Source organism: Novosphingobium sp. (assembly GCF_030699305.1).
Taxonomy (GTDB): domain Bacteria; phylum Pseudomonadota; class Alphaproteobacteria; order Sphingomonadales; family Sphingomonadaceae; genus Novosphingobium.
Window position 1 is genome coordinate 232084 of record NZ_JAUYNB010000038.1, and the last position, 26260, is coordinate 258343.

Consider the following 26260-nt stretch of genomic DNA (forward strand, 5'->3'; position numbering starts at 1 on the left):
GAACGGGCGTGGCCCAGAACAAGACGATGTACTACATCATAACGTGGATCCGCCTGTTCTTCGGCGCGCATCTGCTGTTTTCCGGCGGGCGCTACATCCTGACCGGCTATATGCCCGCCATCCCGGGGATCGGCGGCGAATGGGCGTCAGCCAATGCCGCGCTCGGGCTGTATCAGGCGGTCAAGTACATGGAATTCGTGTTTGGCGTCATGCTGCTGACCAACCGGTTCGTGCTGCTGGCGCTGATTCTGGAAATGCCCGCCACGGTCAACATCTTCTGGCTGAACACCTTCATCGTCGGCACGCCGCGCCAGCTGTTCACCGGCCCGCAGGAACTGTTCCTGAACGGCGTGCTGCTGCTGGCTTACAGCGGCTATCTGGGCGCCGCGCTGAGACCCCGGCTGGAGCCGCTGTGGCTGTGGAATTCACACCGCGCCTACAAGGACAACTATGCGGAGCAAATCCGCGCTGAGGGAGGACTGTGATGCGCAAGCCTGAATGGATCGCGATCATCGCCTGCATCGTGCTGAGCCTGACGGTGTTCGTCGGCTCGACCGGGCTGGGTTACGCCGTGTACCGCCCGCTGCGGTATTACGACATCTTCTCGCTGGTGATCGCCTGGACGGGCCTTGCCTATCACTTGTGGCGCGGTCACCGCGCGGGTTGAGGGGGAGAACGCCGATGACCATGAAAATCGCCATGACCGCAGCCGGTGCCGTCCTGCTGTTGGCAGGCTGCAAGGGTGGCGATCTGCCGCCCGAGAACCGCTGCGCGATGTACTGGGATTATTACTACAACGCCGGGCTGGGCAAGCCGCCAGCCGAGCGGCAGAGCGCGGCGGGGGTTGAGTTCGATGACATTCGCGCGATCGTGAAGGCCGATCCTTCGGACAAGACCGAGGTCTGCCAGAAGATCCTGAACGATGCCTTCCCCGGCGATCCGGCCTTGCAGGGCGTCACCGGGCCGATCCCGCCCGCGTCCGAGTAAACCTCTGAAATTCAACACCCCAGCCTGAACGCTGGCGCGCCAAATCCGATTTTCGGACAGCGCCCGCGATAATACTGGCGGGGCGCTATTTTTCATTCTCTAGAATGGAGAATCTAGAGTATTTATAAATCAGGGAGAAGAAGAGATGATTCGGTCAATGGCTTATCTTGGGCTGACCACGCCGGCTGTGGCCGAATGGCGCGGTTTCGGGTCCGACATTCTGGGGCTTCACCTGATTGACGATGGCGCCGATGGCGCGGCGCGGTTCCGCATGGACGATGCCGATTGCCGCCTGTGGGTGCATCCCGGCGCGCAGAACGACATTGCCTATATCGGCTGGGCTTTGTCCGGCGAGGCCGAGGCGCTTGCCCTGAAAGCCCGGATCGAGGCGGCGGGGCCAGTGCTGACCAAGGCCAGCGCGGACGAAGCCGCCGCACGACGGGTTGCGGGCTTTTATTCGTTCACCGATCCGATGGGCTTTCGCCACGAACTGGCTTGGGGTCAGTTTGTTTCCCCCGCCAGCTTCACGCCGGGCTGGCCGATGAGCGGGTTCAAGACCGGCGATCAGGGCATGGGCCATATCGTCCTGCTGGTGCCGGATCTGGCAGCGGCGGACCGGTTCTACCGCGATGTGCTGGGCTTCAACCAGTCGGATCGGATCACCGACGGCGGGCGGGAACTGCTGTTCTATCACTGCAACGGCCGCCACCATTCGCTGGCCATCGGCAGCCCGGCACCGGGGATGCGCGGCGCGCACCACCTGATGCTGGAAGTCAATTCGCTCGACGATGTCGGCATCGCGGTCGATCGCTGCGCGGAGCTGGACGTGCCGGTCAGCAAGTCGATCGGGTGTCACACCAACGACCGGATGGTGTCGACCTACATCTTTTCACCGTCGGTCCTGCGGATCGAATACGGCTTTGGCGGGCTGGCCATCGACGATTTGTGGGAGCCGAAGAGCTACACCCGCACGTCGATCTGGGGGCACAAGGAACTGCGTCCCGACCTGCCGCCCGCGATGATCGTCGGAAACTGAAGCAAGCCGCGTCCGGTCCATCCGGCGCCCAATCGAAGCAAGAGGACAGCAGCATGCAGGTATCGAAAATCACCGCAGCGGGAGAAGCTGAAGTCACCAATGTCGCCGATGTCCGCGCGCGGATCGAAGCGGCGATGCCGGTGCTGGCGGAAGAAGCGCTGACCAGCGAGGAACTGGGCAAGCTGACGCCCAAGACCCATGAAATCCTGCGCGACAGCGGCATCATCCGCATTTTTCAGCCCAAGGAATACGGCGGGCTGGAAGGCAACCCGGTGGAATTCGCCCGGTTGATCATGGACCTGGCGTCAAACGCCCCGTCGGCGGGCTGGGTCTGCGGCGTGGTCGGGCTGCACAGCTTCGAATTCGCGCAGACCGATCCGCGCCTGCAGGAAGAAGTCTGGGGCAAGGACGTCGATACCTGGACCGCGTCGCCCTATGCGATGTTCGGCCGCGCCACCAAGGTGGAGGGCGGCTGGCGGCTGACCGGACGCTGGCCGTTCTCGTCGGGCACCGACTATTGCGAATGGGCGGTCGTCGGCGGGCTGGTGGAACTGGAACCGGGTTCGGGCCAGTTTACCGAGCCGCACCACTTCATCATGCCGCGCAGCGACTATGAAATTCACCACGACAGCTGGGACACGATGGGCCTGCGCGGCACCGGGTCCAAGGATATCGAGGCTCAGGACATCTTCGTGCCGGATTACCGCGTGCTGGGCGTGAAGAAGCTGAACGCGCGCGATTATCACCGCGCCAACCGCCCGGATTCGCGGCTCTACGAAGTGCCGTTCGATTACCTGTTCCCCGGCGTGATCTCGGCCTCGACCATTGGCATCGCCGAGGGCGTTGTGCGCAGCTATCAGGAATATTCGGCGGAACGCGTCAACCGCGGCGGGATCAAGTCGATCGATAACCCCTACCAAATGGCTGCGCTGGGTTCGGCGCTGGCGGATATCGCAGCATCGCGCCTGCAACTGCTCGACGGTTTGCAGCAAGCCTATGACATCGCGATGGCGGGCGGCACCGTGCCCAATTCGCTGCAACACGAAGCCCGCCGCAACCAGGTCCGCGCGGTCCGCCGCGCCGCCGATGCTGCGCGTACCGTGTTTGACACCGTGGGCGGCAACGTGGCGCGCGTGTCCAACCCGATCCAGCGCTTCTATCGCGATATGTCGGTGGCGATGTGCCACGCCTGTAACGTGGATGAGCCGGTCTATGCCGCGCAGGCCGCCTATATGTTCGGCAAGCCCATCCCGGCTGGCGTGATCGTCTGATCCGGCAACCGGACTGAAAGGGGAGGCGGGCATGGCGTCTGACGCGATCGATCAAGCGGTGCTGGACCAGTGGCGCGCACACAACCTTGCGCCGTTGTGGCTCAGCCCCACCGCGCACAAGCCGCCCGCGCCGCCGCAGGCCGCGCACTTGTGGGAATGGGCCAAGACTCGCCCGCTGCTGGAGCACGCCTTCAGCGCGACCTCGCCCGACGTGGTGGAGCGGCGCGTGCTGCAATACCTGACGCCCTATGCGAAGGGGCCGGAGGATGAATACACCGTCGGCACGATGCTGGCCTGCGTGCAGTGCCTGCTGCCGGGTGAGACCGCGCGCCCGCATCGCCATTCGATGGGCGCACTGCGCTTCGTGCTGGAAGGCAGCGGCGCGACCACCTTCGTCAACGGCAAGCCCTGCCCGATGGAATACGGCGACCTGATCCTGACGCCCGCATGGTGCTGGCACGAACACCGCCACGAAGGCGATGCGCCGGTGCTGTGGCTCGATGCGCTGGACGTGCCGCTGCACGGCTATCTCGGCACCGGCAAGTTTCAGCCGCCGCCGGTCATGGACCTGCCCGAAACGCTGCCCGATGCGGCGCTCTCGGCGGTCGGCTTCCTGCCGGCCGAGGGCGTGCCGGAAGCGAGCCATTCGCCGGTGTTCCGCTATCCCTATGCCGACGCGAAACGGGCGCTGGCGAGCACCCCGCCTGCGGCCGATGGCTCACGCACGATCCGTTATTCCAATCCGGCTACGGGCGGGCAGGCTCAGGCGCTGCTCGACTGCACGATGGTTGCGCTGGAGCAGGGCCGCCCCACCACGGCCCGGCGCAGCAATGCCAGCACGGCCTGCCTCGTCGTGGCCGGATCGGGCCGCTCGACGATTGGCGACAAGGTGATCGAGTGGGGCGAGAAGGACTTCTTCACGATCCCGCAGGGCAATTTCGCCAGCCACGAAGCGACCAGCGGCGAGGCCCACCTGTTCATGCTGTCCGACCGCGACGTGATGCGGCGGCTGGGCGTGCTGACCGAAGAAACCGCCTGAACGGGAACGGCCCAGACGATGAAAATTGCGATTTACGACGATGGCCAGCTGGGCCTGGTGCAGGACGGCATGGTTCACGATGTCAGCGCGGCGCTGGCCGTGCTGCCGCAGGGGGACAAGCCCTGGCTGGCGACCCACGGCGACCCGCTGATCCGGCACCTCGACGTGCTGAAGGACGCGATTGCCGCCGCCCTGCCGGGCGCAGCGGCCAAGCCGGTGGCCGAGGCGAAGTTCCTGTCGCCCGTGCAGCGCCCCAGCAAGATCATCGGCGTGCCGGTCAACTATCACGAACACGTGGTGGAGGCGGAATCCGATGTCGCCACGTTCTCCGACCGGTTCCGGGGCAGCATCGAGCAGCAGGGCTTCTTCCAGAAAGCGGTCAGCGCGCTGGTCGGGCCGGGCGAGGGGATTGCCTTGCGCTTTCCGGACCGCCGCAACGATCACGAGATGGAACTGGGCGTGGTCATCGGTCGCACGGCCAGCAACATTGGCGTGGACGAGGCGCTGTCGGTGATCGCGGGCTATGCCATCGCGCTCGACATGGTGGTGCGCGGGCCGGAAGATCGCAGCTTGCGCAAGTCGGGTGACAGCTTTGCCGTGCTGGGTCCATGGCTGGTCACGGCGGACGAAGTGGCCGATCCGCAGGCGCTGGATTTCTTCCTCAACGTCAACGGCGAACCGCGTCAGGCGTCGAACACCGGGCGCATGATCATGTCGATTGCCGAGCAGATCGCTTATGCCTCGCGCTTCTACACGCTCCATCCGGGTGACATCATCATGACCGGCACCTGCGAAGGCGTCGGCCCGGTTGTGCCGGGCGATACCATCACCTGCGGGATCACCGGCGTGGCCGACATGACGGTCGCCATCCATCCCGCCTATGCCGACAAGAGGGTCCTGAAGTGAGCAAGCTGCAACTTTCCGTCGCCGTCGGCAATTACGACCGCTGCCGTCCGCTGTTTGACGGGGATGTGCAGATCGATGGCGTCGATCCGGTGTTCATGCGCCTTTCGCCAGAGGAAATCTTCTTCCGCGCGTTCCGGCAGGCCGAGTTTGACATTTGCGAACTGTCGTTGTCCTCCTCGACCGTGAAAGCGGCGAACGGCACGCTGCCCTATGTCGGCGTGCCCGCGTTCCTGTCGCGGATGTTCCGCCATTCGGCGTTCTATGTCCGCAAGGACCGGATCAAGCGGCCCGAAGACCTGAAGGGCAAGAAAGTCGGCCTGCCCGAATACCAGCTGACCGCGATGGTCTGGATTCGCGCGTTTCTGGAACAGGATTACGGCGTGGCGCCCGAAGACATAACCTGGGTGCGCGGCGGGATTTCCGATGCGGACCGGCCGGAAAAGATCAAGCTCGACCTGCCGGAGGGCATCCGCCTGATCGACGCGCCGGAAGGCAAGACGATTTCCCAGTTGCTGGCCGAGGGCGAGATCGACGGCTACATCGCCCCGCGCGCGCCGGATCTGCCCGCTGGCACGCCCAACATCGGCTGGCTGTTCGACGACCCGATGGTCGAGGCGATGTCCTATTACCAGCGCCGCCAGATCTTCCCGATCATGCACATCGTCGGCGTGCGCCGGTCGATTGCCGATGCCCATCCGTGGCTGCCCGGCGCGGTGCTGAAGGCGTTTACCGAGGCCAAGGACCAGTGCCTGGAACACTTGCGCGAAACGTCGGCCTGCAAGATCACCATGCCGTTCGTGGATGAACGCCTGCACGCCGACATGGCGCTGATGGGCGAGGATTTCTGGACTTATGGCATCGAAAAGAACCGTCACGTGCTGGAGGACTTCTTCGCCCAGCATCACCGCCAGGGCCTGTCCTCGCGGCTGGTGACGCCGGAAGACCTGTTCCACCCGGCGACGTTCGAGCAGTTTACGATCTGATTTTTCGGGACCAGTCCCAAAAAAAGGGCCACCTGCCGATCCGGCGGGTGGCCCTTTTTTCGTGTGCCTTGCGATCAGGCTGTGAAGCCGAACTCCGCCGCGATGGCGTCCGCATCGGCGTTGAGCACCGGGGGCGGGGGAGGATCGTCGCGGCGCGCGCCGTCGAGGCGGATCGGGCTTTTGATGCCGATCACTTCGCCCATGTCCGGATGGACCGTGCGGGCGAAGGTGCCAAGGTGGCGGACTTGCGGATCGTCGGCCACTTCGTCCACCCGGTTGACCGGCGCGCCCGGCACGCCTTCGGCGGCAAGGCGGCGGGTCCACTCTGCGCGGGGGCGGGCAGCGAACACGTCCAGCAGGATTTCGCGCAGTTCAGGGTAATGCTTCGTCCGTGCCGTCGGGGTGGCAAAGCGTTCATCGGCGGCCAGATCGGGCCGCTCGATCGCTTTCAGCAGCCCTTCCCAGAACTTCTGCACGGATGAGAAGTGGACCGTCACCAGCAGGCCGTCAGCGGCGCGCAGGGTATAGGCCTGCGAAATCCGCACCCGCGTTTCCGGGCCGGAGACGACGCCCGCGCGGGTGAACTGGGCGAAGGCATCGGGCATGAACGAGATCGCCGCTTCGAGCATGTTGACCTCGACATGGCCGCCCTGGCCCGTGGCGGTGCGGCGCAGCAGCGCGCCGAGGATGCCCTGCGCGGCGTACATGCCGGTGATGTTGTCGGCGATGGTCGGGCCGGACATCCGGGGTTCGGCCGGGTCCAGCAGCAGCGATGACAGGCCCGACAGTGCCAGCGGTACGCTGTCATAGGCCGGGCGGTCCTTGTAGGGGCCGTCAGTGCCGAACCCGGTGATCGAAGCGCGGATCAGGCGCGGGTTGAGCGCGCGGAGGGCCGCGCTATCCAGCCCCAGCTTCTCCATCACGCCGGGGCGGAAGTTTTCCAGCACCACGTCGGCGCGTTCCAGCAGGCGCTTGAGGTTCGCCAGCCCTTCGGGTGAGCGCAGGTCCAGCTGCACGCTTTCCTTGCCGCGGTTATAGGCCACGAACGGCGGGCTGTAGCGCCCGCCGCCATGCGCGCGGAACGGATCGCCGGTTTCGGGCAGCTCCACCTTGATCACCCGCGCGCCCATGTCGGACAGCATCATCCCCGCCAGCGGCGCGGTGACCATCGTCCCCAGTTCGACGACCAGCACCCCGGACAGCACGTCCTGCATCAAAGGCCTGCGTTCTTGATGATCGAGCGCGCCATCGTGGTCTTCAGCACTTCGGTCGGCCCTTCGGTGATCCGGAAGCTGCGCAGGTCGCGCCAATAGCGTTCCAGCGGGGTTTCGCGGGTCAGGCCCATGCCGCCGTGCAGTTGCAGGCAGTCATCGATCACCTTGAAGCCGTTTTCGACGCCGGTGATCTTGGCCATGAAGGTTTCGACCCGTGCGTCCTGGCCCAGGTCTGCCTTCGCAGCGGCATCGTGAACCATCAGGCGCGTGGCGTGGAGCGCCATGTAGCCATCGGCCAGCATCCACTGCACGCCCTGCCGGTCCGCCAGCAGCGCGCCGAAGGTCTTGCGCTGCTTGATGTAGGCGGCGGTCATTTCCAGACAGCGCGCCATCGCCCCGCAGGAATGCGCGCCGTGGCGGATGCGGCCGTGGTTGATGTAGTTCTGCGCCAGCGTGAAGCCCATGCCCTCGCCGCCGATCAGGTTCTCCGCCGGGATTTCCGCGTCCTCGAAAATGATCTCATAAGGGGTGTCGCCCATCATCGTCATTTCCGCCGGGCCGATCTTCACCCCCGGCGTATTCATGTCGACGATGAAGCAGGAAATGCCCCCGCGCGCCCCCTTGGCCGGGTCGGTCACGGCCATGACTTGCGCGAAGTCGGCGGTGGCGGCCTTGGTGATGTAGCGCTTGTTGCCGGTGATCTTCCAGCCATTGTCCGTCCGCACCGCGCGGGTCCGCATCGAAGCCGGGTCGGAGCCGGCGTCCGGTTCGGTCTGGGCAAAGCAGGCCTTCAGTTCCCCGCGCAGCACTGGCATCAGGTATTTGTCCCGCATCTCGCCCTGCAAGGACAGCAGGATCGGGCCGATGGTCGGCCCGAAAATGCCGTGATCTCTGGCCGAAACGGCGGTGGTGCGGGCGATTTCCTCCCAGAAGATCGCCAGCGCCAGCAGGCCCAGGTCCGCGCCGCCCAGATCAGCCGGAACGTCCATCAGCCAGAACCCCGCCGCCTTTGCCTTGGCCGCGACGGCGTCCTCGACGTCGCGTGGCAGCTTGCCCTCGATCGTGACGTGCTTTTCCAGCGGGCGCAGTTCGCGGTCCACGAAGCGGCGGATGTTGTCGCGGAACTGGATCAGCTCGTCCGGCAGGTTATGGTCGGGCATGGTTTCGTACATGACTTGGCGCTTCTCCAGGCGGCGGGGCCGGTTCGGTCAGGTGGCAGGGTTCAGGAAACGGCTTCGTTGACCTGCTTGGGCATGTGGGCATCGTGTGACAGGCGCTGCCACTGCTTGCCCGGCTGGCCCTGCTCGATCGCCTCCATCTCGCGCCAGTAGACGCGGCGCAGCGTGACGATGCCCATATCCGAACGGCCCAGCTTTTCCTGCGACCGGTCGACAATCGCGCCCTGCCCGACGGCGGCGACATAGTCCTGCGCTGAGGTCAGCTGGACCAGCTTGTCGTCCGGCATCTTGTTCTCGAAGAACAGCTCGTCGTGGTGGTCGGCAGGGTTGTATTCGGAATACTTCTCGAAATATTCGCGGATGCGGGCGTCGGTGGCCGGATCGGTCGAGGGGATCGAATAGATCAGGAACCGCATGGTGTTCTCATCGTCCACCGGGGTCATCCATACGCCCACGTCCACCCACGGATCGTCGGCTTCCAGCGTCGGGTGGGATACGTGGTTGTTGTTGGGGAAGGTCCAGTCCGACACGCGGGTCGACCCGGCGGAACGCACGGCGGTCTGGCGGATGCCGGCGTCGGTTTCTTCATACGACAGTGTCGGGATGGTCGACGCGACGACTTTGCCAAACGAGCCAACATTGCCCCAGTGGTGGACAAAGCTGACATGGACCGCGTCGAGCGAGTTTTCGACCTGTTGCAGCCAGTTGCACGGCCAGGTTTCCAGCCGCGCGAATTGCAGCGCGCCGGGGCGTTCGAACACCGACTTGCGCGGCAGTTCAAATTCCGGCGCCTCGCCTTCGCCCATATAGGCAAAGATCAGCCCGGCGTATTCGTGGGTGGGATAGCTGACCACGCGGATGTTGGGCTGCTTGGTGTCCGGTTCCGCCGGGCGGTGGGTGCACTGGCCCGTGCCATTGAACTGCCAGCCGTGATAAAGGCAGCGGATCTCGTCCCCATCGACCCAGCCATTGGCGAGCAGCGTCAGCCGGTGCGGGCAATAGCCACCGACCAGATAGGCCTGGCCGCTGTCGCCGCGATAGAGCGTCAGGGTTTCGCCCATGACCTTCACGGTCTTGGCCTTGCCCGCGACCAGCGCCTCGGCAATTGCGACGGGCTGCCAGAACTTGCGCAGCAGCTTGCCCATGCTGGTAACCGCGCCGGTCAGGTGCAACTGGCGCAGGCGTTCCGCCATGGGAAGGGGAGTGGTGGCATCGCTCATCGTCATTTCTCCTGACTGATCGGATCGGGGTGCTGCTCTGGCACCAGCTTTTCCTGCGGTTCGCCAAAGCGGGTGATGCGGGTTTTCGCCGCGAAATCGCGGATGTTGACGCCGGTGTGATCGCCGGGCGTCCAGGTCGGGTATTTGTGGCGCAATCCGGCATCGACCGGGATGTCGATCCCGGTGATGATCTGCGCCTCGTCAGAGGCCAGGAACACCGTCGCCCAAGCGAGGTCCGACGCGCGCGGGAACCGTTCCAGCGGCAGCATCTTCAGGTAATCGTCGCGTGAATAGAACCCGCCGCGGGTGGGCTTTTCCCAGTTGGGGTCCAGCACTTCGTCGCGCATCAGCGTCCACAGCTGGTGCTCCATCGCGCAGGGTGTGACCGTGTTCACCCGGATGCCGAAATGCGCCAGATCCATCGCTGCGGACCGCGCGAAGCTGAGCAGCGCGGCCTTGGACGAGGTATAGGCTGTGCCGTCTGCCTCGCCGAAATGTGCGGCGGTCGACAGCAGGTGGATGATCGACCCGCCGTGTCCGCCATCGATCATCGCCTGCGCGGTAAAGCGCGTGGTCAGCAAGCCGGCCGTGGGAAAGCTGAGAACGGAATCGTTCCAGTCGTCCATGTCCATGTCGAGCAGGTGCGACCAGTGCACCCGCCCGGCCATGTTCACCGCGATATCGACCCGGCCATACGTTTCGACTGTTTCCGCGACGATCCGGCGCACGTCGTCCTGCACCGTGGCGTTGCCCTGCACCGGATGGGCGGTGAAGCCCTTGTCGCGGATAAACGCCACGGTTTCCTCGGCGGCGGGCAGGCTGATGTCGGACACCACCACGCTGGCCCCTTCGCGCGCCAGAAAGTGGGCAATGGTGCCACCGATATTCGGCCCAGCGCCAAAAACGATCGCCACCTTGTTGGCCAGCCTGTCCATCTCCGCCCCTTGTTTAGTGTTCCGCACGAATCAGGCTGCGCCGGGTCGTGCTCTATGCTGTTTGTTCAATCGCCCGGCCGCGCGAAACAGGCGCGGACCGGGCGTCCGTAGTTTGGACAAGCCCGGACCCGTGGTTCAGGCCCCGGGCTTGCCGCCGTTCGGTTCGGTCGTGGTCACGGCCAGCGTCTTGCGGAAGCTTTCCGGGGCGAACAGGATCGCCACGATCGAGATCACGCAGAGCGCGATGAAGAACAGGCCGACCTTGGTGGGATCGGTCCCGCCGCCGCGCATCAGCAGCCAGGTGGCGACCAGCGGGGCGAACCCGGCGCTGATCGTGGAGCCGACCTGGAACGTCACCGCCATGCCGCTGTAGCGGATGTCGGCGGCGAACTTTTCGCCCAGCCATGCGCTCAGCGGGCCGCCCATCATCGCGTGGATCACCGGGTTGGCCAGCGCCAGCGCCAGCAGCAGCGCCCAGGGGCTGCCCATTGTCAGCAGGTGGAAGATCGGGAAGATCAGGACCATGCCGGTGACCGCCCCGGCCAGCATCACCGGCTTGCGCCCGATCCGGTCGGACAGGATCGCAAAGGCGGGGATCGCGAAGATATGAACCACGTTGACCAGCGTCAGCAGCCCCAGCGCGGTCGATTGCGCATGGCCGCCAACGTTGATCGCGAAGTTGATCATGAAGGTGGCGGTCAGAGTGGTCATCGCCAGACAGGCCAGACTGCCCAGCACGCCGTTAAGCAGCGGCCCGGGATAGCACCGCAGCACGACCAGCAGCGGAATTTCGCGTTTTTGCTGGGGCTCGGCCTTGCGCGCTTCCTGCATCGCCAGAAAGTCTGGCGTTTCCTCCACCGAACTACGCAGCCATGCGGCCAGCACGACCAGCACCGCGCTGAGCAGAAAGGGTATGCGCCAGCCCCAGGTCAGGAACTGGTCCTGCTCCATCGCGGCAAACGGCATCAGCGCCAGCGTGGCCATGACCGCGCCCGACGGTGCGCCCGATCCGACGATCGAGGCAGCGAACCCGCGCGATTTCTTGCCCGCGTGCTCCATCGACAGCAACGTGGCCCCGGCCCATTCGCCGCCGACGGCAAAGCCCTGAACCAGCCGCAGCGCGATCAGCGCCAGCGGCGCGGCCACCCCGATCATGCTGTAGGACGGCAGCAGGCCCATCAGGAAGCTGGACACGCCCATCAGGTAGAGCGTTACCATCAGCATTTTCTTGCGGCCGATCCGGTCGCCGTAATGGCCGAAGAAGATCGCGCCGAGGGGGCGGGCGACATAGCCGACCGCCAGCGTGGCGAACGACGCCAGCGTGGCGACTTTCGGATCGAGCGCGAAAAAGACCTTCGGGAACACCAGCGTTGCGGCGATGCCATAGAGCAGGAAGTCATAGTATTCGACCGCCGAGCCAAGATAGCTCGACCACATGGCGCGGCGGCGCATGACCGATGCCTGCGGCAGATCTGCCGGTTGCGTCATTGCTCTGTTCCCTCTCCCGTCGCCGATGCCGGGCCGTCTTCACCCCGGTCGCTGGCATCGAATTTTTGTTGAACCATCATTCTGGAACCTGCTATCGTCATTACACGTTCGGGGGTGATTGTCACCTTGCGTCTGGGTTTTATGGACCCGCGTTTCGGGCCTCTGGCCAGCGCAGACCGGCAATCCGAACGAAAAAACAGCAACGCGTCCGAACTACGGACATGGGTAAGGGAGAGGGATATCATGGTCGAATTGACCTTCGAAGGCACCAGCAAGCAAGTCCGCACCAAGAACTGGGACATCCATTACAACGATGCCGGTTCCGGGCATCCGCTCGTGCTGGTTCACGGCGGCGGGCCGGGGGCTTCGGGCTGGAGCAATTACAACCCGAATATCCCCTATCTGTCAGAGCATTTTCGCGTCATCGCGGTGGATCTGCCGGGTTGGGGACGTTCGCAGCCGGTCGCTTATGAAAGCCGCGACAACTCCGGCGCGCTGGCCGAACTGCTTGATACTCTAGGGATCACCCGGGCGGCAGTCGTCGGCAACTCGATGGGCGGGGCCTCGGTTATCCGCCTGGCTTATGAACGGCCCGACCTTGTTTCGCACCTGATCACGATGGGGTCGCCGTCAGGCGTTCCGGGCATGTTCGAACCGGCCGGGCTGACCGAAGGCGTCAAAGTGCTGGAGCGCGCCTATTTCGAACCCAGTCTGGAAACGATCCGGGCGCTGACCAACATCATGACATTCGATACCTCGAACGTTACCGATGAACTGATTCAGGAACGGCTGAACAACACGCTGGCGCAGAAGGCCCACGTGGACAACTGGATCGGCGGACACGGCAAGGGGCCGATGGTACGCCTGAACCAGGACCAGATCCCGTCAATCGCCGCACCGACGTTGCTGATGCATGGCCGTGATGACCGGGTGACGCATTTCACCCATGCGATCCGGCTGGCAGGCATGATCCGCAATTCGCGCGTGCTGATCGTCAATCGCTGCGGCCACTGGTTGCAACTGGAGCACGCCAGAGAGTTCAATTCGATGGTTCACCGCTTCATGGCGGATAATCCCGAAGGCTGAACTGTTCGGCCGATGCGGGTCGGTGCTGCCGCGACCACAAAATGCAGGCGCGCATCATCGCCGGGGTCATAGTATGGTGCGCGCCTGGGTCTTGCAGGCCACCTAAAAAAGGCCCTTGAACAGGGGCACCACGGGAGAGGATGGGGAGATGGCGATTGACGGGCGGCTGCTGGCAGTCATCGAATCGATCAACGATCTGGGAATCTGCACGGTCGTGGATTTGCACCGGGCAACCGGCATTTCGCGCCCGGCGGTGCACCGGATTATCGATAACCTGTGCAGTTTTGGCTATATCGAGCGGGTCGATGGACACAGTTCGGTGCGATTGACCTCGCAGATCCTGTCGCTGAGCGCCGGATACAAGCCCGAACACCGGATGGCCGAACAGGCTATGCCGGTGCTGCAACAATTGCAGCAGCGCATCCGCTGGCCCCACACCTTTTCCACGCCTGAAACCGACATGATGGTCATTCAGGCGACCACCCGCCACCACAACCCGTTCGTGTTCGACCGGGGGCGGACCGGGCTGCGCCTGCCGATCCTGTCGACCGCCACAGGCTGTGTCTATCTGGCGCACTGCGGGGTAGATGAGCGCGAGGCGATCCTGTCGCGCCTGCAATCGCACCAGTTGCGCGATGAGACGTTTGACGAGACATTCGAGGAAATGCTGAACGCCGCGCGCGACCGGATCGCGATCGCAGCCGAAAAAGGCTATGCCCTGCGTTCGGGCGGCGAGCCTGAGCGAACGACCACCATCGCCGTGCCGGTCATCGTCTTTTCGACGGCGGTGGGGGCGCTATGCACATCGTTCCCGACCTCTGCCATGGCGCTGGAGGAAGCCTGCGCCAAGTATGTGCCCGCATTGCGCAGCGCTGCAGAAAGCATCGCCGCTCTGTTCGAAAAATAGGGACTCGGCAGGATCAGAAAGTGCCAGGGGCCGCTTCTGCGAGTGCAATCAAGCTTATTCCTGCCATTCGCAAGTAGCCTGGAAGGTGATCGCCTGACGCGTTCATGATCAGGTTTCCGTCCGCGCAGACCAGCGTGAACTTACCCATCTGAAAGGCGCGGTCCGGGCAGCGGGTCTGCACGTCGGCGGGCAGGGTCTGGCGATACCACGCGGTATATTCGTCCATCACCGCTTTGCGCAGATCGAGAAACCGCTGGCGCGAGATTTGCTCGCGAACCGACTGGTCGACGCTGAGAATTACACCCAACCGCCAGAAGTCCTGGGTGATCAGTGCTTCGTTTTCAGGAGCGCTGCAATAGATCCGTTCCAGATGCTGGCGTGTTGTTTCCCCCGCCAGCGGGCGGCGCTTGCGATGGAAGCCTTCCAGCCATTCACGGCTCTGGTCCATCAGTGAGGCAAACAGGATGTCCTTGCTTTCGAAATGCCAATAGACGCTTCCGGTTGGCAATTGTGCTTTCAGCGAGACGCGTGGAATGGTCGTGCCCTGATAGCCGTATTCCTGAGCGACCTGGAGCGTTGCTTCGAGGATCTTTTGCCGGTTGGCGGCAGACGTGCGATGCTCCCCGCGCGGTCGCTCCCGCTTTTTTGCTTCTGCGTCCATTTGCAACTCCCTCGACTGTCGCCGTATTACTGTGCTGCTTTGCCATGGCAATGGCAACGCGCACCGGATACGGCATTTTTGCGGGGCTGATCACGCGTCCCGGATCGCGGATTTGGCCAGCGCCAGGAAAGCTGCCCGATCATCCGGGGGCAGATTGCCAAGAATGGCGGATTGCAAGTCGCTGACGATCGGCAGCAGCCGCTGGAACACGTCCAGACCGTCCGGCGTCAGTCGCAGCACGCGGGCGCGACGGTCGGCATCGTTGATCGCCCGCTCTACCAGCCCTTTTGCGACCAGTCTGTTGATCACCTCGCCAATGGTCGGGCGGTCATAGGCGATTAGCGCTGCTACTCCGGCCTGGTCGATCCCGGGATTGGCGCTTATCGCATCAAGCGCGGCGAACTGCACCGACGTTATATCGAACCCAGCTTCGCGCGTGCGGGCGGTGTAAATCTGTGTCGACAACTGGTGCAACCTGCGGATCAGGTGGCCAGCCATGTCTTGTGCCTGCATCCAAATCCCTTCCTGCCTGCGAACTGCACCGACCAAGCCCGGCCCGTAACCCAGTCAGCGTGAATTAGAAAGTTCACTTATCTTTTTGATTGACTTGAAATGATAAGTACACATATCAAATTGATGCGGCGGCCGAAGCCATCAGTGTGTTTGAGCCAACAAGTTTGGGAGAATTGGCGATGCAGTATCACCTCAATGGATTCCGCCCTGGCGACCCTGAGGTTGCAGAAACCGTGTCTGAGGTGCGGGACCGCTCCGGTTCGTTGCCGGACACCATTGATGTACTGATCGCGGGCTGCGGCCCCGCCGGGCTGTGCCTTGCCGCGCAGCTCGCGCGCGAACCTTCGATCCGGACGATGATCGTGGAACCCAAACTGGCCCCTATGGAAAAGGGTCAGGCCGACGGGATCAATGTCCGCTCGATGGAAATGTTCCAGGCGTTCGGCTTTGCCGACAAGGTCAAGCGGGAGTCGGTCTGGATCAACGAAACTACGTTCTGGAGCCCGGACCCGGACAGGCCTGAGCAGATCCGGCGCGTCGGGCGGGTGCAGGATGTCGCCGACGGACTGAGCGAGATGCCGCATGTGCTGATTAACCAGGCCCGTGTCCACGACATGTTTCTGGACGTCATGCAGAATTCGCCGACGCGCCTGGAACCGGATTACGGACTGAAAGTCGCCGATCTGACGGTTGACCCGGTCGCCGCCGACTTTCCCGTGACGGTCATGCTGGAACATACTGCACCCGGCCGCGAGGGTCAGCGGCAGACGGTGCGTGCCCGCTACGTGATCGGCTGCGATGGCGCGCGATCGAGCGTGCGGCAGGCAATTGGCGGCGCGCTGCACGGCGATGCCGCGCATCAGGCCTGGGGCGTGATGGACATTCTGGCCGTTACCGATTTCCCCGATATCCGGATGAAAGCGATCATTCAGTCTGCGGGCGAAGGAACTATCCTGTTGCTCCCGCGTGAGGGCGGCTATCTGGTGCGCCTCTATGTCGAGCTTGATCAACTGGCCGCAGATGAGCGCGTGGCCGACCGGGGGATGGGAGTGGAAGACATCATCGCCAAGGCCCAGCGGATACTCGCTCCCCATACGCTGGATGTGAAGGAAGTGGTGTGGTGGTCGATCTATGAAATTGGCCACCGGCTGACCGACCGATTCGATGATGTCCCGGCTGACCAAACGGCCATTCGCGCGCCGCGGGTTATGCTGGCGGGGGATGCCTGCCATACCCACAGTCCGAAAGCCGGACAGGGGATGAACGTGTCGATGGGCGATGCGTTCAACCTGGGGTGGAAGTTGATTGCGGTACTGACGGGGCGCGCTGCACCGGATTTGCTACACAGCTATACCGCTGAACGCCGCGCGGCGGCCAAAAGTCTGGTCGATTTTGATCACCGCTGGTCCCGCGTGGTTGGTAACCGGTCGGCTGACGATACCGACAGCGCGATGCCGCGCGTCCAGCGCGAATTCATTGCCAATGGTGAATTTACCGCCGGGCTTACTGTCCGTTACGAACCATCTGCCCTGACCGGTAACGGGCAGTATCAGGTGCTTGCACAGGGTTTTCCCGTGGGCAAGCGATTCCATTCCGCGCCGGTTATCCGGCTGGCCGATGCCATGTCGATGGAACTTGGCCAGACAATCGAAGCGGATGGGCGCTGGCGGATGTTCCTTTTTGCCGGTCAAGCTGATGTCGGCCAGCCGGGCGGAGCAGTGCAGCGCCTGTGTGAATTCCTCGAAACGTCGGACGTATCGCCATTGCGGCGGTTCACGCGGCCGGGCGAGGACAGCGATGCCGTGATCGATGTCCGGGCCGTGTTCCAGCCGGCTTTCCGCGACCTTGCCTTCCAGTCGATGCCGCCCTTGTTGCGCCCGCACAAGGGGCGCTACGGCCTGTGTGATTACGAAAAGGTGTTCTGCGCCGACATCAAGAGCGGGCATGACATTTTCGCGATGCGCGAAATCGATCGGACTGAGGGCTGTGTCGTTCTGGTCCGTCCGGACCAGTATGTGTCGGGAGTTATGCCGCTTGATGATTATGATGGAATTGTCCGCTTCTTCAGCGGCTTCCTCATGCCTGCCTGATAGCGGGCGCGCCAGAAGGAGGTGTCAGTCAGATGCGAACCGTTCTCTGCCGGTCAAACGCCCCCTTACCCGCGCAGCACCTCAGGCCATGAGGTTTTGCCACTCGGCCAGGGCGGCTGAGCGGCGAAGCTTGTAAGTCTGTCGGTCTACGAGATGACGTTCCTGGTTGAAGTGGTTGTAGATCGAGCCGTGGACCGCGGCGAATTTCTGTAGCGACTTCATCTGGCGGAAACGCTGCATTGCCCGTTCTCGTCGGCGGAAGGGTAGGTGGGAGTTCTCGGCTCGGTTGTTGGCGTGCCGGCCGACTTCCCGGCGCGCCTCGTTTCCCAGTTCACGCATCGCGGCGGGATAGGATTTCAGCCCGTCGGTGACGATGGCTTCAGCCCTGCCAAGACGTTTCAATGCCTTGCGCATGAACCGCAAAGCCGCGGATTTATCGCGGTCTTTGGTGACATAGCTTTCCAGCACCTCGCCCTCGTGATCGACGGCGCGCCACAGGCAGTGCATCTCGCCGTTGATCTTGACGTAGACCTCATCAAGAGGCCACCGCCAATGCCGAAAGCCCTTCATCCGGCTAACCCGCTGGCGCCGGATATCGGCGGCGAACAGCGGCCCGAACCTGTTCCACTACAGCCTGACCGTTTCATGGCAGATGTCGATACCGCGCTCGAACAGCAGGTCCTCGACGTTCCGCAGCGACAGCGGGAAGCGAATGTACATCATCACCACGAGGCGGATCACCTCGGGCGAGGAGTTGAAATACCGGAATGGATTGGCGGGTTTGCGAGGGCGGGGCATGGCCTGACCCTACGCGCCGACCTTGGTCATCGCTAGCGGTGCAATCCCTTTGACATCGCCCGTTAGCGTGTTTCTGATGCAAGCGGCCAGCGTATCGCGATTGCTCCCCGCAAGTCACCGGGTTTGAATCCTGTGGCCTTGTCGTCAGGATATAGTTCGGCCAGCCTGCCCTTGACCTCTGGTGCAATGTTGCTGCCGTGGCAGGCCGCGCACGGCTGCTCCTTCATCGGGATCGCCCGCATATAGTGCGCTCTCGCACCAGCGCCCGAACCGCTGGTCCATTGCATCACCGCCGGCTTGCCATCTGCCGTCAGGGGCGCGGCCGCCAATTGTTCGAGCCGTTCGCGCAGTTCACCGTCGGGTGCCGCACCCGGATTGCGCTCCCTAAGCGCGATCCGGCGGACCTCGGCCCCGCTTTCCTGAGACAGCCTCGCGGCAATGGCAGGCGCCGCTTGCTGGCAGACGCCGATGGCGCCGACCGGGCCGTCTGCTTTCATCGCCGCTTGAAGCTGGCCCTGAAGATCCGCCTGAAAGCGATCCGCCAGTGCAGCTGACTTGACCGAAACATCAACCGGCTCCGGTGTGGGAGCCGCGCAACCAGCCACTGCCAGCATCACGCCGACCGTCAACAAACGCGTCACAGGTTTGGATCCTCGTCCAGCGGCGACTGGAATTCGTGCCACATGCCGTTGATGATGCCGAAGGCGAGCGCCAGCCCAAGCCCCAGGATCCATGCGAAATACCACATCGCTTTCGCTCCTTAGTAAAAGTCGGGGTTGGTGCGCACGTCGCGCAAGCCGATCCGGCCGAACAGGACCTTCATCACCCAGGCCGTATAGGCCAGCACCAGCGGCAGGAAGATCAGCGTCACGATCAGCATGATCCACAGCGTCAGGTGGCTGGAGGAGGCGTTCCACGCCGTCAGGCTCGATTGCGGATCGATGGAACTCGGCAGGATGAAGGGGAACATCGACAGGCCAACCGTGGCGATGATGCCCACGGTTGCCAGCGACGATCCGGCCAGGTTCAGCACATGGCTGTGACGGCGGATGCCGTGCAGCGCGATGACGGGGCCGGCAAGGCCCAGGATCGGTGCGATCAGCATCCAGGGATAGCGACCGTAATTGTCGATCCAGGCGCCCGGAGCCGCCACTGCCTTCACGAACAGCGGGTTCGAGGGGCCATTGGGATCGACCAGGCCTTCCAGGCGGAAGCCCATCGCGCCATTGGCAACCCACAGGCCGCCGGCCGCGAACAGGACGAGGCTGGCGATCGCCGCGACGCTGCCGATCCGGCGGGCGCGGTCCAGCACCGCCCCGCGCTCGATCTTGACCGCCAGGAAGCCTGCCCCATGCATCACGACCATGGCGACCGAAAGCAGCCCGGTCATCAGCGCAAAGGGCGAAAACAGGCCGAGCAGCGAGCCTTCGTAAAAGCTGCGCAAGTCGCTATCGAGCCGGAAGGGCGCGCCTTGCAGCACGTTGCCCACCGCCACGCCGAACACTAGCGCGGGCACGAAGCCGCCGATGAACAGCGCCCAGTCCCAACGGCTGCGCCACGCCGCATCCGGACGCTTGGAGCGATACTTGAACGCAACGGGACGCAGGATCAGGGCCGACAGCACCAGGAACATGGCGAGGTAGAAGCCCGAGAAACTGACCGCATAGACAAACGGCCAGGCGGCAAAGATCGCCCCGCCCCCAAGGATGAACCACACCTGGTGGCCTTCCCAATGCGGTGCGATCGCGTTGATCGCCATGCGGCGCTCCTCGTCGGTCTTGCCGATGAAAGGCATCAGCGAAGCCACGCCCAGGTCATAGCCATCGGTCAGGGCAAAGCCGATCAGCAGCGTGCCCATCAGGCCCCACCAGATGACCCGCAGGGTTTCATAATCGAGAGGGATTTCCATCGTCTCAGCCTCCCTTATTCTGCCGGCAGCGGGGCGTAACCCGCATTGCCGCGCGCCCCTTCGGGCTCATGATGTTCAACCGGTCCCTTGCGGATCATGGCGATCATCAGGCGCACCTCGATCACGGCCAGCGTGCCGTACAGCAGGGTGAAACCGATAATCGTGGTCCAGATCTGGCCGACCGTAAGCGACGATGCGGCCAGGAACGTGGGCAACACCCCTTCCACCGCCCAGGGCTGACGCCCGATCTCGGCCAGCATCCAGCCAAATTCGATCGCGATCCACGGCAGCGGCATGATCGCAACGGCAATCTTCAGGAACCAGCGCTTGCTGAACTTGCAGGCCGAAGCGCAGTAGAATGCCAGCGCGAAGAAGCCGATGAAGAAGAAGCCCAGCCCCGCCATGATGCGGAACAGCCAGAACATCAGCGGCACGTTGGGGATCGTATCCTTGGCCGCCAGCATGATCTGCTGGTCGGTGGCGGCGCGCGGATCGGCGATATGCCGCTTCAGCAGCATGGCATAGCCAAGATCGGCCTTGTGCCGCTCGAACTGCTCACGCGCGACCATGTCGGTGCGGTTGACCTTCAGCTTTTCCACCGCGTCATAGGCGACGATGCCGCTGCGGATGCGTTCGTCGGCCTTCAGCACCAGTTCGTTGATGCCCATGACTTCGCCGGTCAGGCTGCGGGTGGAAATGAGGCCCAGCACATAGGGCACTTTCACTTCCCAATGGGTTTCGTGCGCTTCCATGTCGGGGATGCCGAACAGGGACAGGCCCGCCGGCGCTTCCTCGGTGTGCCACATCGCCTCGATCGCGGCGAGCTTCATGCGCTGGTTGTCGGTCAGGGCGTAACCGGATTCGTCACCCAGCACGACGACCGAGAGTGACGAGGCAAGGCCGAAGGCCGAGGCCACCATCATCGAGCGGCGCGCGACATTGATCCACTTGCCCTTGAGCAGATAATACGCCGACACCCCCATGACGAAGACCGAGGCTGCGACATAGCCCGCGCTGACGGTGTGGACAAACTTGGCCTGCGCCACCGGGTTGAACAGGACCGAATAGAAATCGGTCACTTCCATGCGCATGGTTTCAGGATTGAACCGCGCGCCGACCGGGTTCTGCATCCAGCCATTGGCAATGAGGATCCACAGTGCCGAGAGGTTGGAGCCAAGCGCGACGAGGAAGGTGACGGCGAGGTGCGCGATCTTCGAAAGCTTGTCCCAGCCAAAGAACATCAGGCCGACGAATGTCGCTTCGAGGAAGAAGGCCATCAGGCCCTCGATCGCCAGCGGCGCCCCGAAAATATCGCCCACGTAGTGCGAGTAGTAGGCCCAGTTGGTGCCGAACTCGAACTCCATGGTGATGCCGGTGGCAACGCCAAGCACGAAGTTGATGCCGAACAGCTTGCCCCAGAAACGGGTGATGACGCGCCAGATCTCGCGCCCGGTCATCACATAGATGCTTTCCATGATGACCAGCAGGAACGACAGGCCAAGGGTCAGGGGAACGAAGAGAAAGTGATACATCGCCGTGAGCGCGAACTGGAGTCGGCTCAGCTCGACAACCGCCATGTCCATCTGCAAGCTCCTTGCCCAAGATCGGGCATTCGAATGACCCTCGACTCGCCGGGGCCATTCATTTAATGACTTTGCGAATATTAGAATATGATAATATGGTCAAGCCCGGTTGATGCAACAGATCATGTCCAAAAGTGATGACAGAACCGCGTTGCAAACGTCGCAACCCTCGTCGCCGGCAGCGACAGGCTGGTGGCTGGTCGACAGCCTGGGGGCTATTGTCTTTGCCGGCTGTCTCTCGGCCATCATCGGCACCTGGGCGGCGGGCACGGATACTGCGGCCGCGGCCTGGCTGCTGGCGGGGCTGGTGCTGGGCGGCGCGATCCGGGCTGTCGCACAGGGCCTGGCGGCCCAGGCGGGGCAAGTGGCAGCCAACCACGCCAAGCATGCCTTGCGTCAGGACCTGATCGGGGCGCTACTGCCTAGCCGGCTGCTGCGCGGCCGACTGGTGGGCGAAGACTTGCGCCTCGCCATTGACGATGTCGAAGCGCAAGAGGGCATGATCGCCCGCTTCACTCCGCTGCGCCGGGCCGCGATCCTTTCACCGTTGCTGATTGCCACGGTCGTTGCCGCCGCCTCGTGGTTTTCGGCCCTGATTCTGCTGGCCACGTTGATCCCGTTCGGCCTTGGCATGGCTCTGGCCGGCATGGCCGGCAAGTCCGAGGCGGACCGCCAAATCCTGGCACTCAGCCGTCTGTCCGGCCTGTTCGTTGACCGGATCGCAAGCCTGCCGGTCATCCTGTCCTTTGCCGGGGAAGACCGGATCACGCGACAAATCGGGGATGCCGCGCGGGAAGTGGCTGAACGGACGATGCAGATCCTGCGCATCGCCTTTGTTTCCAGCGCCATGCTGGAATTCTTCGCGGCCCTATCCGTTGCGCTGGTGGCGGTCTATTGCGGCTTCTCGCTGCTGGGGCTGTTGCCTTTCCCCGCTCCGGAACGACTGAACCTGCAAGAGGCCTTCTTCGCGCTCGCGCTCGCGCCCGAATTCTACCTCGGGATGCGCCGTCTGGCCGCGGCCTATCATGACAAGCAGCAGGGCGAAGCCGCTCGGCGGCGGATCGACGCGGCCTTTGCCGACAGCACGTCCGCCGGAACCAAGGCGGAGGCGGTCCTAGCCGGATTGCCGACAACGCTGGCCTGCTCCGGGCTGACGGTGGAGTATGAGGCAGGGGCGCCGATTGGCCCGATCTCGGCCGATTGGCACGGTCCGGGCCTGCATGTCATTACCGGGCAGACCGGTGCCGGGAAATCGTCGTTGTTAAAGGGGCTGGTTGGCCTCGCGCCGGTCAAGGCGGGCGAAGTACGGCAGGACGGAATGGCCACACAGCCTGCAGCCCTGCGCAGCCTGGTCGGCTGGTCGGGGCAAAGCCCGATCCTGCTGCCTGGAACCCTGGAGCAGAACCTGACCCTTGGCATTCAGGCCGTCGCGACCGTCCCCGAAGACCTGATCGCGCAGTGCGGGCTGGGGGATCTGATCGCCAGGCGAGGGTTTGCCCTGGCCATCGATCCGCGTGGCTCGGGCCTGTCCGGCGGCGAACGGCGCCGGATCGGGTTGATCCGGGCGATCCTCAGCGACAGACCGATTCTGCTGCTGGACGAACCGACAGCGGATCTCGATCCGGCGACAGCGGCAGGGGTCATCGCCCTTTTGCGCAGACTTTCAGCCAGCCGCCTGATCCTGGCTGCAACCCATGATCAAGCCCTGATAGCCGGGGCGACCAGCAAGGTGACGCTGTCATGATCGACCGCATGGTTGCCGAGGCCGTTCACGGGCAGAAGCGCGTTGCGCGCATCGCCATCGCGCTGGCGATTTTGGCGGCGATTGCCGGGGTTGTCCTGTTGGCGATTTCCGGCTGGTTCCTGACCGGAGCGGCACTGGCCGGGGCAGGGGGAATGGCGACGGCGCGGACCTTCAACTATCTTTTGCCCAGCGCGGGAATCCGGGCGCTGGCCATCGTGCGGACGCTCGGCCGCTATGGCGAGCGGGTCTATGGCCACAAGGCGGCACTGTTTGCCTTGGCCCGGCTGCGCCCGGCCCTGTTCCACCGGCTGGCCAGTTCGCCACCGCAGATCGCGCTGCAACGTAGCGGGGGAGAGGTCGCGGCCAGCCTTGGTTCGGATGTCGATGCGCTGGAAAACGGGGTGGTGCGTCAGGTGACCATGCCGGCCGCGCTGGCCGCCGGAGTTTCCGGTCTGATCGCCACCGTGCTGGTCGGCTGGGCCGCAGCGCTGGCCTTTGGTGCGATTCTGGCGGCGATGTACGCCCTGGGGCGGAGCAGCGCGCTGGTCCTGCTGGGGGATTGGCGCCATGCCCACGCCGAGGCGCTCGCCGCCCTCAAGCGCGACTATGCCAGTTATGCAGCCAGCCCGGAGGAGATTGCCATCTACGGACTGGCCGGCCGGGTGAGCGAAGCGCTGGCGGTTCATTCCCGGCAGATTGCCAGGACCCGCCTCGCCCTTGTCCGGGGCGAAGCTTTGATCGGTGCGGGACAGGTCATGCTCGCCAGCCTTGGCGTTGCGGCTGTGCTGGCCCTAGCGGATAGCGGAGCGGCGCTGGCGGCGCTGGCCGCCCTGGGGGCGGCGGCGGCGGCAGATGGCTGGGCAGCCCTGGCCCGGATCGCGATCGATCGGCAGCAGGTCGACGAGGCGAGGGCCCGGCTGGCCGGTCTCGCCGATCTCCCCGGGCGGACCAATGGAGCGCCGATCCGGCCGGGGAGCGCCATCGCCATCACGATTGACGGTGTAACCCATGACCTGGCACCCGGCGCGCGGGTTCTGCTGGCCGGCGGGTCGGGCGCAGGCAAATCGCGCCTGCTGGAGACCTTGGGGGGGCTGCGCGGCGATGCGCCCGAGCGACTGGTGATCGGCGGCGTCGCTGCGGTGGATATGGGCCTCGATCGCCTGCGCGAGATTTTCGCCTATGCGCCGCAGGACGCCCGGCTGATTGCCGGAACCGTGGCCGACAACCTGCGGCTGGCGCGTCCGGGCGTGACGCCCGATGCACTATGGGCGGCGCTGCACACGGTCTGCCTTGACGAAACGGTCCGCGCCTTGCCCGCCGGACTGGAGCAATGGCTTGGCGACGATGGGGCAAGGCTTTCGGGCGGCCAGCGCAAACGGCTTTCGCTGGCCCGGGCCCTGCTGGCCGGGCGGCCATGGCTGTTGCTGGACGAGCCCAGTGAAGGGCTTGACCTGACGGTCGAGAGCGAACTCGCCGACCGTCTGGGCCGGTGGCTGGATCAGACCGGCACCGGCCTGGTCCTGGTCAGCCACCGCCCCGGCCTGCACCGGCTGGCCGATCAGACCCTGGTTCTTGGCGGCGTTACCGAACCGGCCGGGTGACCCGGGCGAACATGGCAGCGCCAAGGCGCGTGTCGATTGTCTGGCCGGACGGCGGAGCCTGCGGCGCTGCGACCGGTTCGTGCCGGTCAAGCGCGACGACGATCGCTGCCGCCTTGTGCAACGTTTCGGGATCGCTCTTGTAGAACACCTGCTTGGCTTCGCGCCGGGCGGTGACAAGCTGGGTCTTGCGCAGGATCGCCAACTGCTGGCTGAGGGCCGAAAGCCCGAACCCGGTGCATTCGGCGAGATCGCCAACCGAGCGTTCGCCTTCCCCCAACCAGGCGAGGATCGCCAGCCGCATCGGGTGGCCAAGCACGCGCAGGAGTTCGGCCTGTTCTTCCAGCACTTCGCTGTCAGGCAGCGTCATGGTGCTTCACCGGGCAATGGGCGATAGAACCATTCGGTCGATTTGGGGCCGGACAGGGCTTCGGCCTTGCTGAAGCCAGGCGGGGCCAGCACCGGCTTGCCCGGTTCCCAGCCCTCCGGAGTGAGGCAATCCCCGGCTTCGGTCCGGCGCAGGGCCGCGACGATCCGAAGCATTTCCTCGACCGATCGGCCAACTGCCAGCGGATACCAGTTCATCGCCCGGACGATGCCCCTGGGGTCGATGAAATAGACCGCGCGGACCGAAGCGGCATTGTCCTGTTCGGCCGAGACCATGCCATAGGCCCGGGCAATCTCCAGATTGGGGTCCTCGACAATCGGGAAGGGCACGGTGACGCCCAGATCGTCATGAATCGCGCGCAGCCACGCCAGATGCGAGAACAGGCTGTCGACCGAATGGCCCAGCAGGCTGCATTCAAGCTCCTCGAACCGGGGCCAGGCATGGGCCAATGAGATGAATTCGCTGGTGCAGACCGGCGTGAAATCGCCGGGGTGGGAAAAGAACATCAGCCAGCGGCCGCGATAGTCGCTCAAGCGGACCATCCCTTCGGTCGATCGCGCGACAAAATCAGGCGCTGCCTCGCCAATGCGCAGTGGCTCGAAGCCGTTCGGATCCGTCTGACTGCTCATGATTCCTACCCCAACCCAATTGATCGTTTTAAATATATTGCAATCGACATGCAACGACCGCCCATGCCGGCGGCCCGGTCAGGGTCTTGGGAAGGGA

Annotated in this window: 26 protein-coding genes and 1 pseudogene; 13 read left to right on the forward strand and 14 right to left on the reverse strand. The window is 64.1% G+C overall.

Annotated features, from left to right (window positions below; genetic code table 11):
* Nucleotides 1–8 precede the first annotated feature (8 nt).
* The 8 genes from Q8Q53_RS15750 (at nt 9) to Q8Q53_RS15785 (ending at nt 6222) form a co-directional block, all read left to right on the forward strand.
* Nucleotides 9–485: a hypothetical protein gene (locus Q8Q53_RS15750; protein ID WP_305702734.1), complete on the forward strand. Its 477-nt coding sequence runs from the start codon at nt 9–11 to the stop codon at nt 483–485.
* Nucleotides 485–667, forward strand: a complete 183-nt coding sequence (locus Q8Q53_RS15755; RefSeq protein ID WP_305702735.1) for a hypothetical protein — start codon at nt 485–487, stop codon at nt 665–667. Before Q8Q53_RS15750 ends, Q8Q53_RS15755 begins: the two co-directional genes overlap by 1 nt.
* Nucleotides 668–681: 14 nt before the next feature.
* Nucleotides 682–987, forward strand: coding sequence for a hypothetical protein (locus Q8Q53_RS15760; protein ID WP_305702736.1), 306 nt, complete (start codon nt 682–684; stop codon nt 985–987).
* Between the two features lie 157 nt (nt 988–1144).
* Nucleotides 1145–2023: a VOC family protein gene (locus tag Q8Q53_RS15765; RefSeq protein ID WP_305702737.1), complete on the forward strand. Its 879-nt coding sequence runs from the start codon at nt 1145–1147 to the stop codon at nt 2021–2023.
* A gap of 53 nt (nt 2024–2076) precedes the next feature.
* Nucleotides 2077–3294: an acyl-CoA dehydrogenase family protein gene (locus Q8Q53_RS15770; RefSeq protein ID WP_305702738.1), complete on the forward strand. Its 1218-nt coding sequence runs from the start codon at nt 2077–2079 to the stop codon at nt 3292–3294.
* Between the two features lie 31 nt (nt 3295–3325).
* Nucleotides 3326–4333, forward strand: a complete 1008-nt coding sequence (locus tag Q8Q53_RS15775) for a cupin domain-containing protein (protein ID WP_305702739.1) — start codon at nt 3326–3328, stop codon at nt 4331–4333.
* Between the two features lie 18 nt (nt 4334–4351).
* On the forward strand, nt 4352–5239 hold the full coding sequence (locus tag Q8Q53_RS15780; RefSeq protein WP_305702740.1) for a fumarylacetoacetate hydrolase family protein: 888 nt from the start codon (nt 4352–4354) through the stop codon (nt 5237–5239).
* Nucleotides 5236–6222 (forward strand): ABC transporter substrate-binding protein, encoded by a 987-nt coding sequence (locus tag Q8Q53_RS15785; RefSeq protein ID WP_305702741.1) that lies wholly within the window; start codon nt 5236–5238, stop codon nt 6220–6222. Before Q8Q53_RS15780 ends, Q8Q53_RS15785 begins: the two co-directional genes overlap by 4 nt.
* A gap of 74 nt (nt 6223–6296) precedes the next feature.
* Here Q8Q53_RS15785 and Q8Q53_RS15790 read toward each other — a convergent pair whose 3' ends face one another.
* From Q8Q53_RS15790 to Q8Q53_RS15810, 5 genes are all read right to left on the reverse strand, one after another.
* Nucleotides 6297–7436 carry a CaiB/BaiF CoA-transferase family protein gene (locus tag Q8Q53_RS15790; protein WP_305702742.1) on the reverse strand — a complete coding sequence of 380 codons (1140 nt, stop codon included), beginning with the start codon at nt 7434–7436 and terminating at the stop codon, nt 6297–6299.
* Nucleotides 7436–8608 carry an acyl-CoA dehydrogenase family protein gene (locus tag Q8Q53_RS15795; protein ID WP_305702743.1) on the reverse strand — a complete coding sequence of 391 codons (1173 nt, stop codon included), beginning with the start codon at nt 8606–8608 and terminating at the stop codon, nt 7436–7438. The genes Q8Q53_RS15790 and Q8Q53_RS15795 overlap by 1 nt, the downstream gene beginning before the upstream one ends.
* 50 nt (nt 8609–8658) lie before the next feature.
* Complete coding sequence (locus Q8Q53_RS15800) at nt 8659–9834, reverse strand: Rieske 2Fe-2S domain-containing protein (RefSeq protein WP_305702744.1); 1176 nt, start codon at nt 9832–9834, stop codon at nt 8659–8661.
* A 2-nt stretch (nt 9835–9836) separates the two neighbouring features.
* Nucleotides 9837–10769 carry an SDR family NAD(P)-dependent oxidoreductase gene (locus Q8Q53_RS15805; protein WP_305702745.1) on the reverse strand — a complete coding sequence of 311 codons (933 nt, stop codon included), beginning with the start codon at nt 10767–10769 and terminating at the stop codon, nt 9837–9839.
* A 135-nt stretch (nt 10770–10904) separates the two neighbouring features.
* Nucleotides 10905–12257, reverse strand: a complete 1353-nt coding sequence (locus Q8Q53_RS15810) for an MFS transporter (protein WP_305702746.1) — start codon at nt 12255–12257, stop codon at nt 10905–10907.
* Nucleotides 12258–12500: 243 nt separating this feature from the next.
* On the opposite strand from Q8Q53_RS15810, the gene Q8Q53_RS15815 reads away from it, so the two are divergent.
* Together Q8Q53_RS15815 and Q8Q53_RS15820 are read left to right on the forward strand one after the other, a co-directional pair.
* Entirely contained in the window at nt 12501–13343 is an 843-nt protein-coding gene (locus Q8Q53_RS15815; protein ID WP_305702747.1) for an alpha/beta fold hydrolase, read from the forward strand.
* Between the two features lie 148 nt (nt 13344–13491).
* Complete coding sequence (locus Q8Q53_RS15820) at nt 13492–14250, forward strand: IclR family transcriptional regulator C-terminal domain-containing protein (RefSeq protein WP_305702748.1); 759 nt, start codon at nt 13492–13494, stop codon at nt 14248–14250.
* Between the two features lie 13 nt (nt 14251–14263).
* Here the strand turns inward: Q8Q53_RS15820 and Q8Q53_RS15825 are convergent, their stop codons facing one another.
* Both Q8Q53_RS15825 and Q8Q53_RS15830 read right to left on the reverse strand, forming a co-directional pair.
* Complete coding sequence (locus tag Q8Q53_RS15825; protein WP_305702749.1) at nt 14264–14911, reverse strand: TetR/AcrR family transcriptional regulator; 648 nt, start codon at nt 14909–14911, stop codon at nt 14264–14266.
* Between the two features lie 90 nt (nt 14912–15001).
* Nucleotides 15002–15424 carry a MarR family winged helix-turn-helix transcriptional regulator gene (locus Q8Q53_RS15830; protein WP_305702750.1) on the reverse strand — a complete coding sequence of 141 codons (423 nt, stop codon included), beginning with the start codon at nt 15422–15424 and terminating at the stop codon, nt 15002–15004.
* Nucleotides 15425–15603: 179 nt separating this feature from the next.
* Between Q8Q53_RS15830 and Q8Q53_RS15835 the strand changes: the two genes are divergently transcribed.
* Nucleotides 15604–17514, forward strand: a complete 1911-nt coding sequence (locus tag Q8Q53_RS15835; protein WP_305702751.1) for an FAD-binding monooxygenase — start codon at nt 15604–15606, stop codon at nt 17512–17514.
* An 81-nt stretch (nt 17515–17595) separates the two neighbouring features.
* Here the strand turns inward: Q8Q53_RS15835 and Q8Q53_RS15840 are convergent.
* From Q8Q53_RS15840 to Q8Q53_RS15860, 5 genes and pseudogenes are all read right to left on the reverse strand, one after another.
* A pseudogene (locus Q8Q53_RS15840) lies at nt 17596–18312 on the reverse strand (IS6 family transposase).
* A gap of 62 nt (nt 18313–18374) precedes the next feature.
* Nucleotides 18375–18941, reverse strand: a complete 567-nt coding sequence (locus tag Q8Q53_RS15845) for a DUF3365 domain-containing protein (RefSeq protein ID WP_305702752.1) — start codon at nt 18939–18941, stop codon at nt 18375–18377.
* Between the two features lie 8 nt (nt 18942–18949).
* Nucleotides 18950–19060: a cytochrome bd-I oxidase subunit CydX gene (gene cydX, locus Q8Q53_RS15850; RefSeq protein ID WP_101797211.1), complete on the reverse strand. Its 111-nt coding sequence runs from the start codon at nt 19058–19060 to the stop codon at nt 18950–18952.
* A gap of 12 nt (nt 19061–19072) precedes the next feature.
* Nucleotides 19073–20221 (reverse strand): cytochrome d ubiquinol oxidase subunit II, encoded by a 1149-nt coding sequence (gene cydB / locus Q8Q53_RS15855; RefSeq protein ID WP_305702753.1) that lies wholly within the window; start codon nt 20219–20221, stop codon nt 19073–19075.
* Nucleotides 20222–20235: 14 nt separating this feature from the next.
* A complete protein-coding gene (locus Q8Q53_RS15860) occupies nt 20236–21804 on the reverse strand; it encodes a cytochrome ubiquinol oxidase subunit I (RefSeq protein ID WP_305702754.1) in 1569 nt (522 codons plus the stop codon).
* Between the two features lie 124 nt (nt 21805–21928).
* Between Q8Q53_RS15860 and Q8Q53_RS15865 the strand changes: the two genes are divergently transcribed.
* Nucleotides 21929–23548, forward strand: coding sequence for an ABC transporter ATP-binding protein/permease (locus tag Q8Q53_RS15865; RefSeq protein ID WP_305702755.1), 1620 nt, complete (start codon nt 21929–21931; stop codon nt 23546–23548).
* Entirely contained in the window at nt 23545–25149 is a 1605-nt protein-coding gene (locus Q8Q53_RS15870) for an ATP-binding cassette domain-containing protein (RefSeq protein ID WP_305702756.1), read from the forward strand. The genes Q8Q53_RS15865 and Q8Q53_RS15870 overlap by 4 nt, the downstream gene beginning before the upstream one ends.
* On the opposite strand, the gene Q8Q53_RS15875 is transcribed toward Q8Q53_RS15870, so the two are convergent.
* Both Q8Q53_RS15875 and Q8Q53_RS15880 read right to left on the reverse strand, forming a co-directional pair.
* Nucleotides 25130–25516: a helix-turn-helix transcriptional regulator gene (locus tag Q8Q53_RS15875; protein ID WP_305702757.1), complete on the reverse strand. Its 387-nt coding sequence runs from the start codon at nt 25514–25516 to the stop codon at nt 25130–25132. The two genes, Q8Q53_RS15870 and Q8Q53_RS15875, sit on opposite strands and share 20 nt — an antisense overlap.
* Complete coding sequence (locus Q8Q53_RS15880) at nt 25513–26163, reverse strand: peroxiredoxin (RefSeq protein WP_305702758.1); 651 nt, start codon at nt 26161–26163, stop codon at nt 25513–25515. Before Q8Q53_RS15880 ends, Q8Q53_RS15875 begins: the two co-directional genes overlap by 4 nt.
* Between the last annotated feature and the right edge of the window lie 97 nt (nt 26164–26260).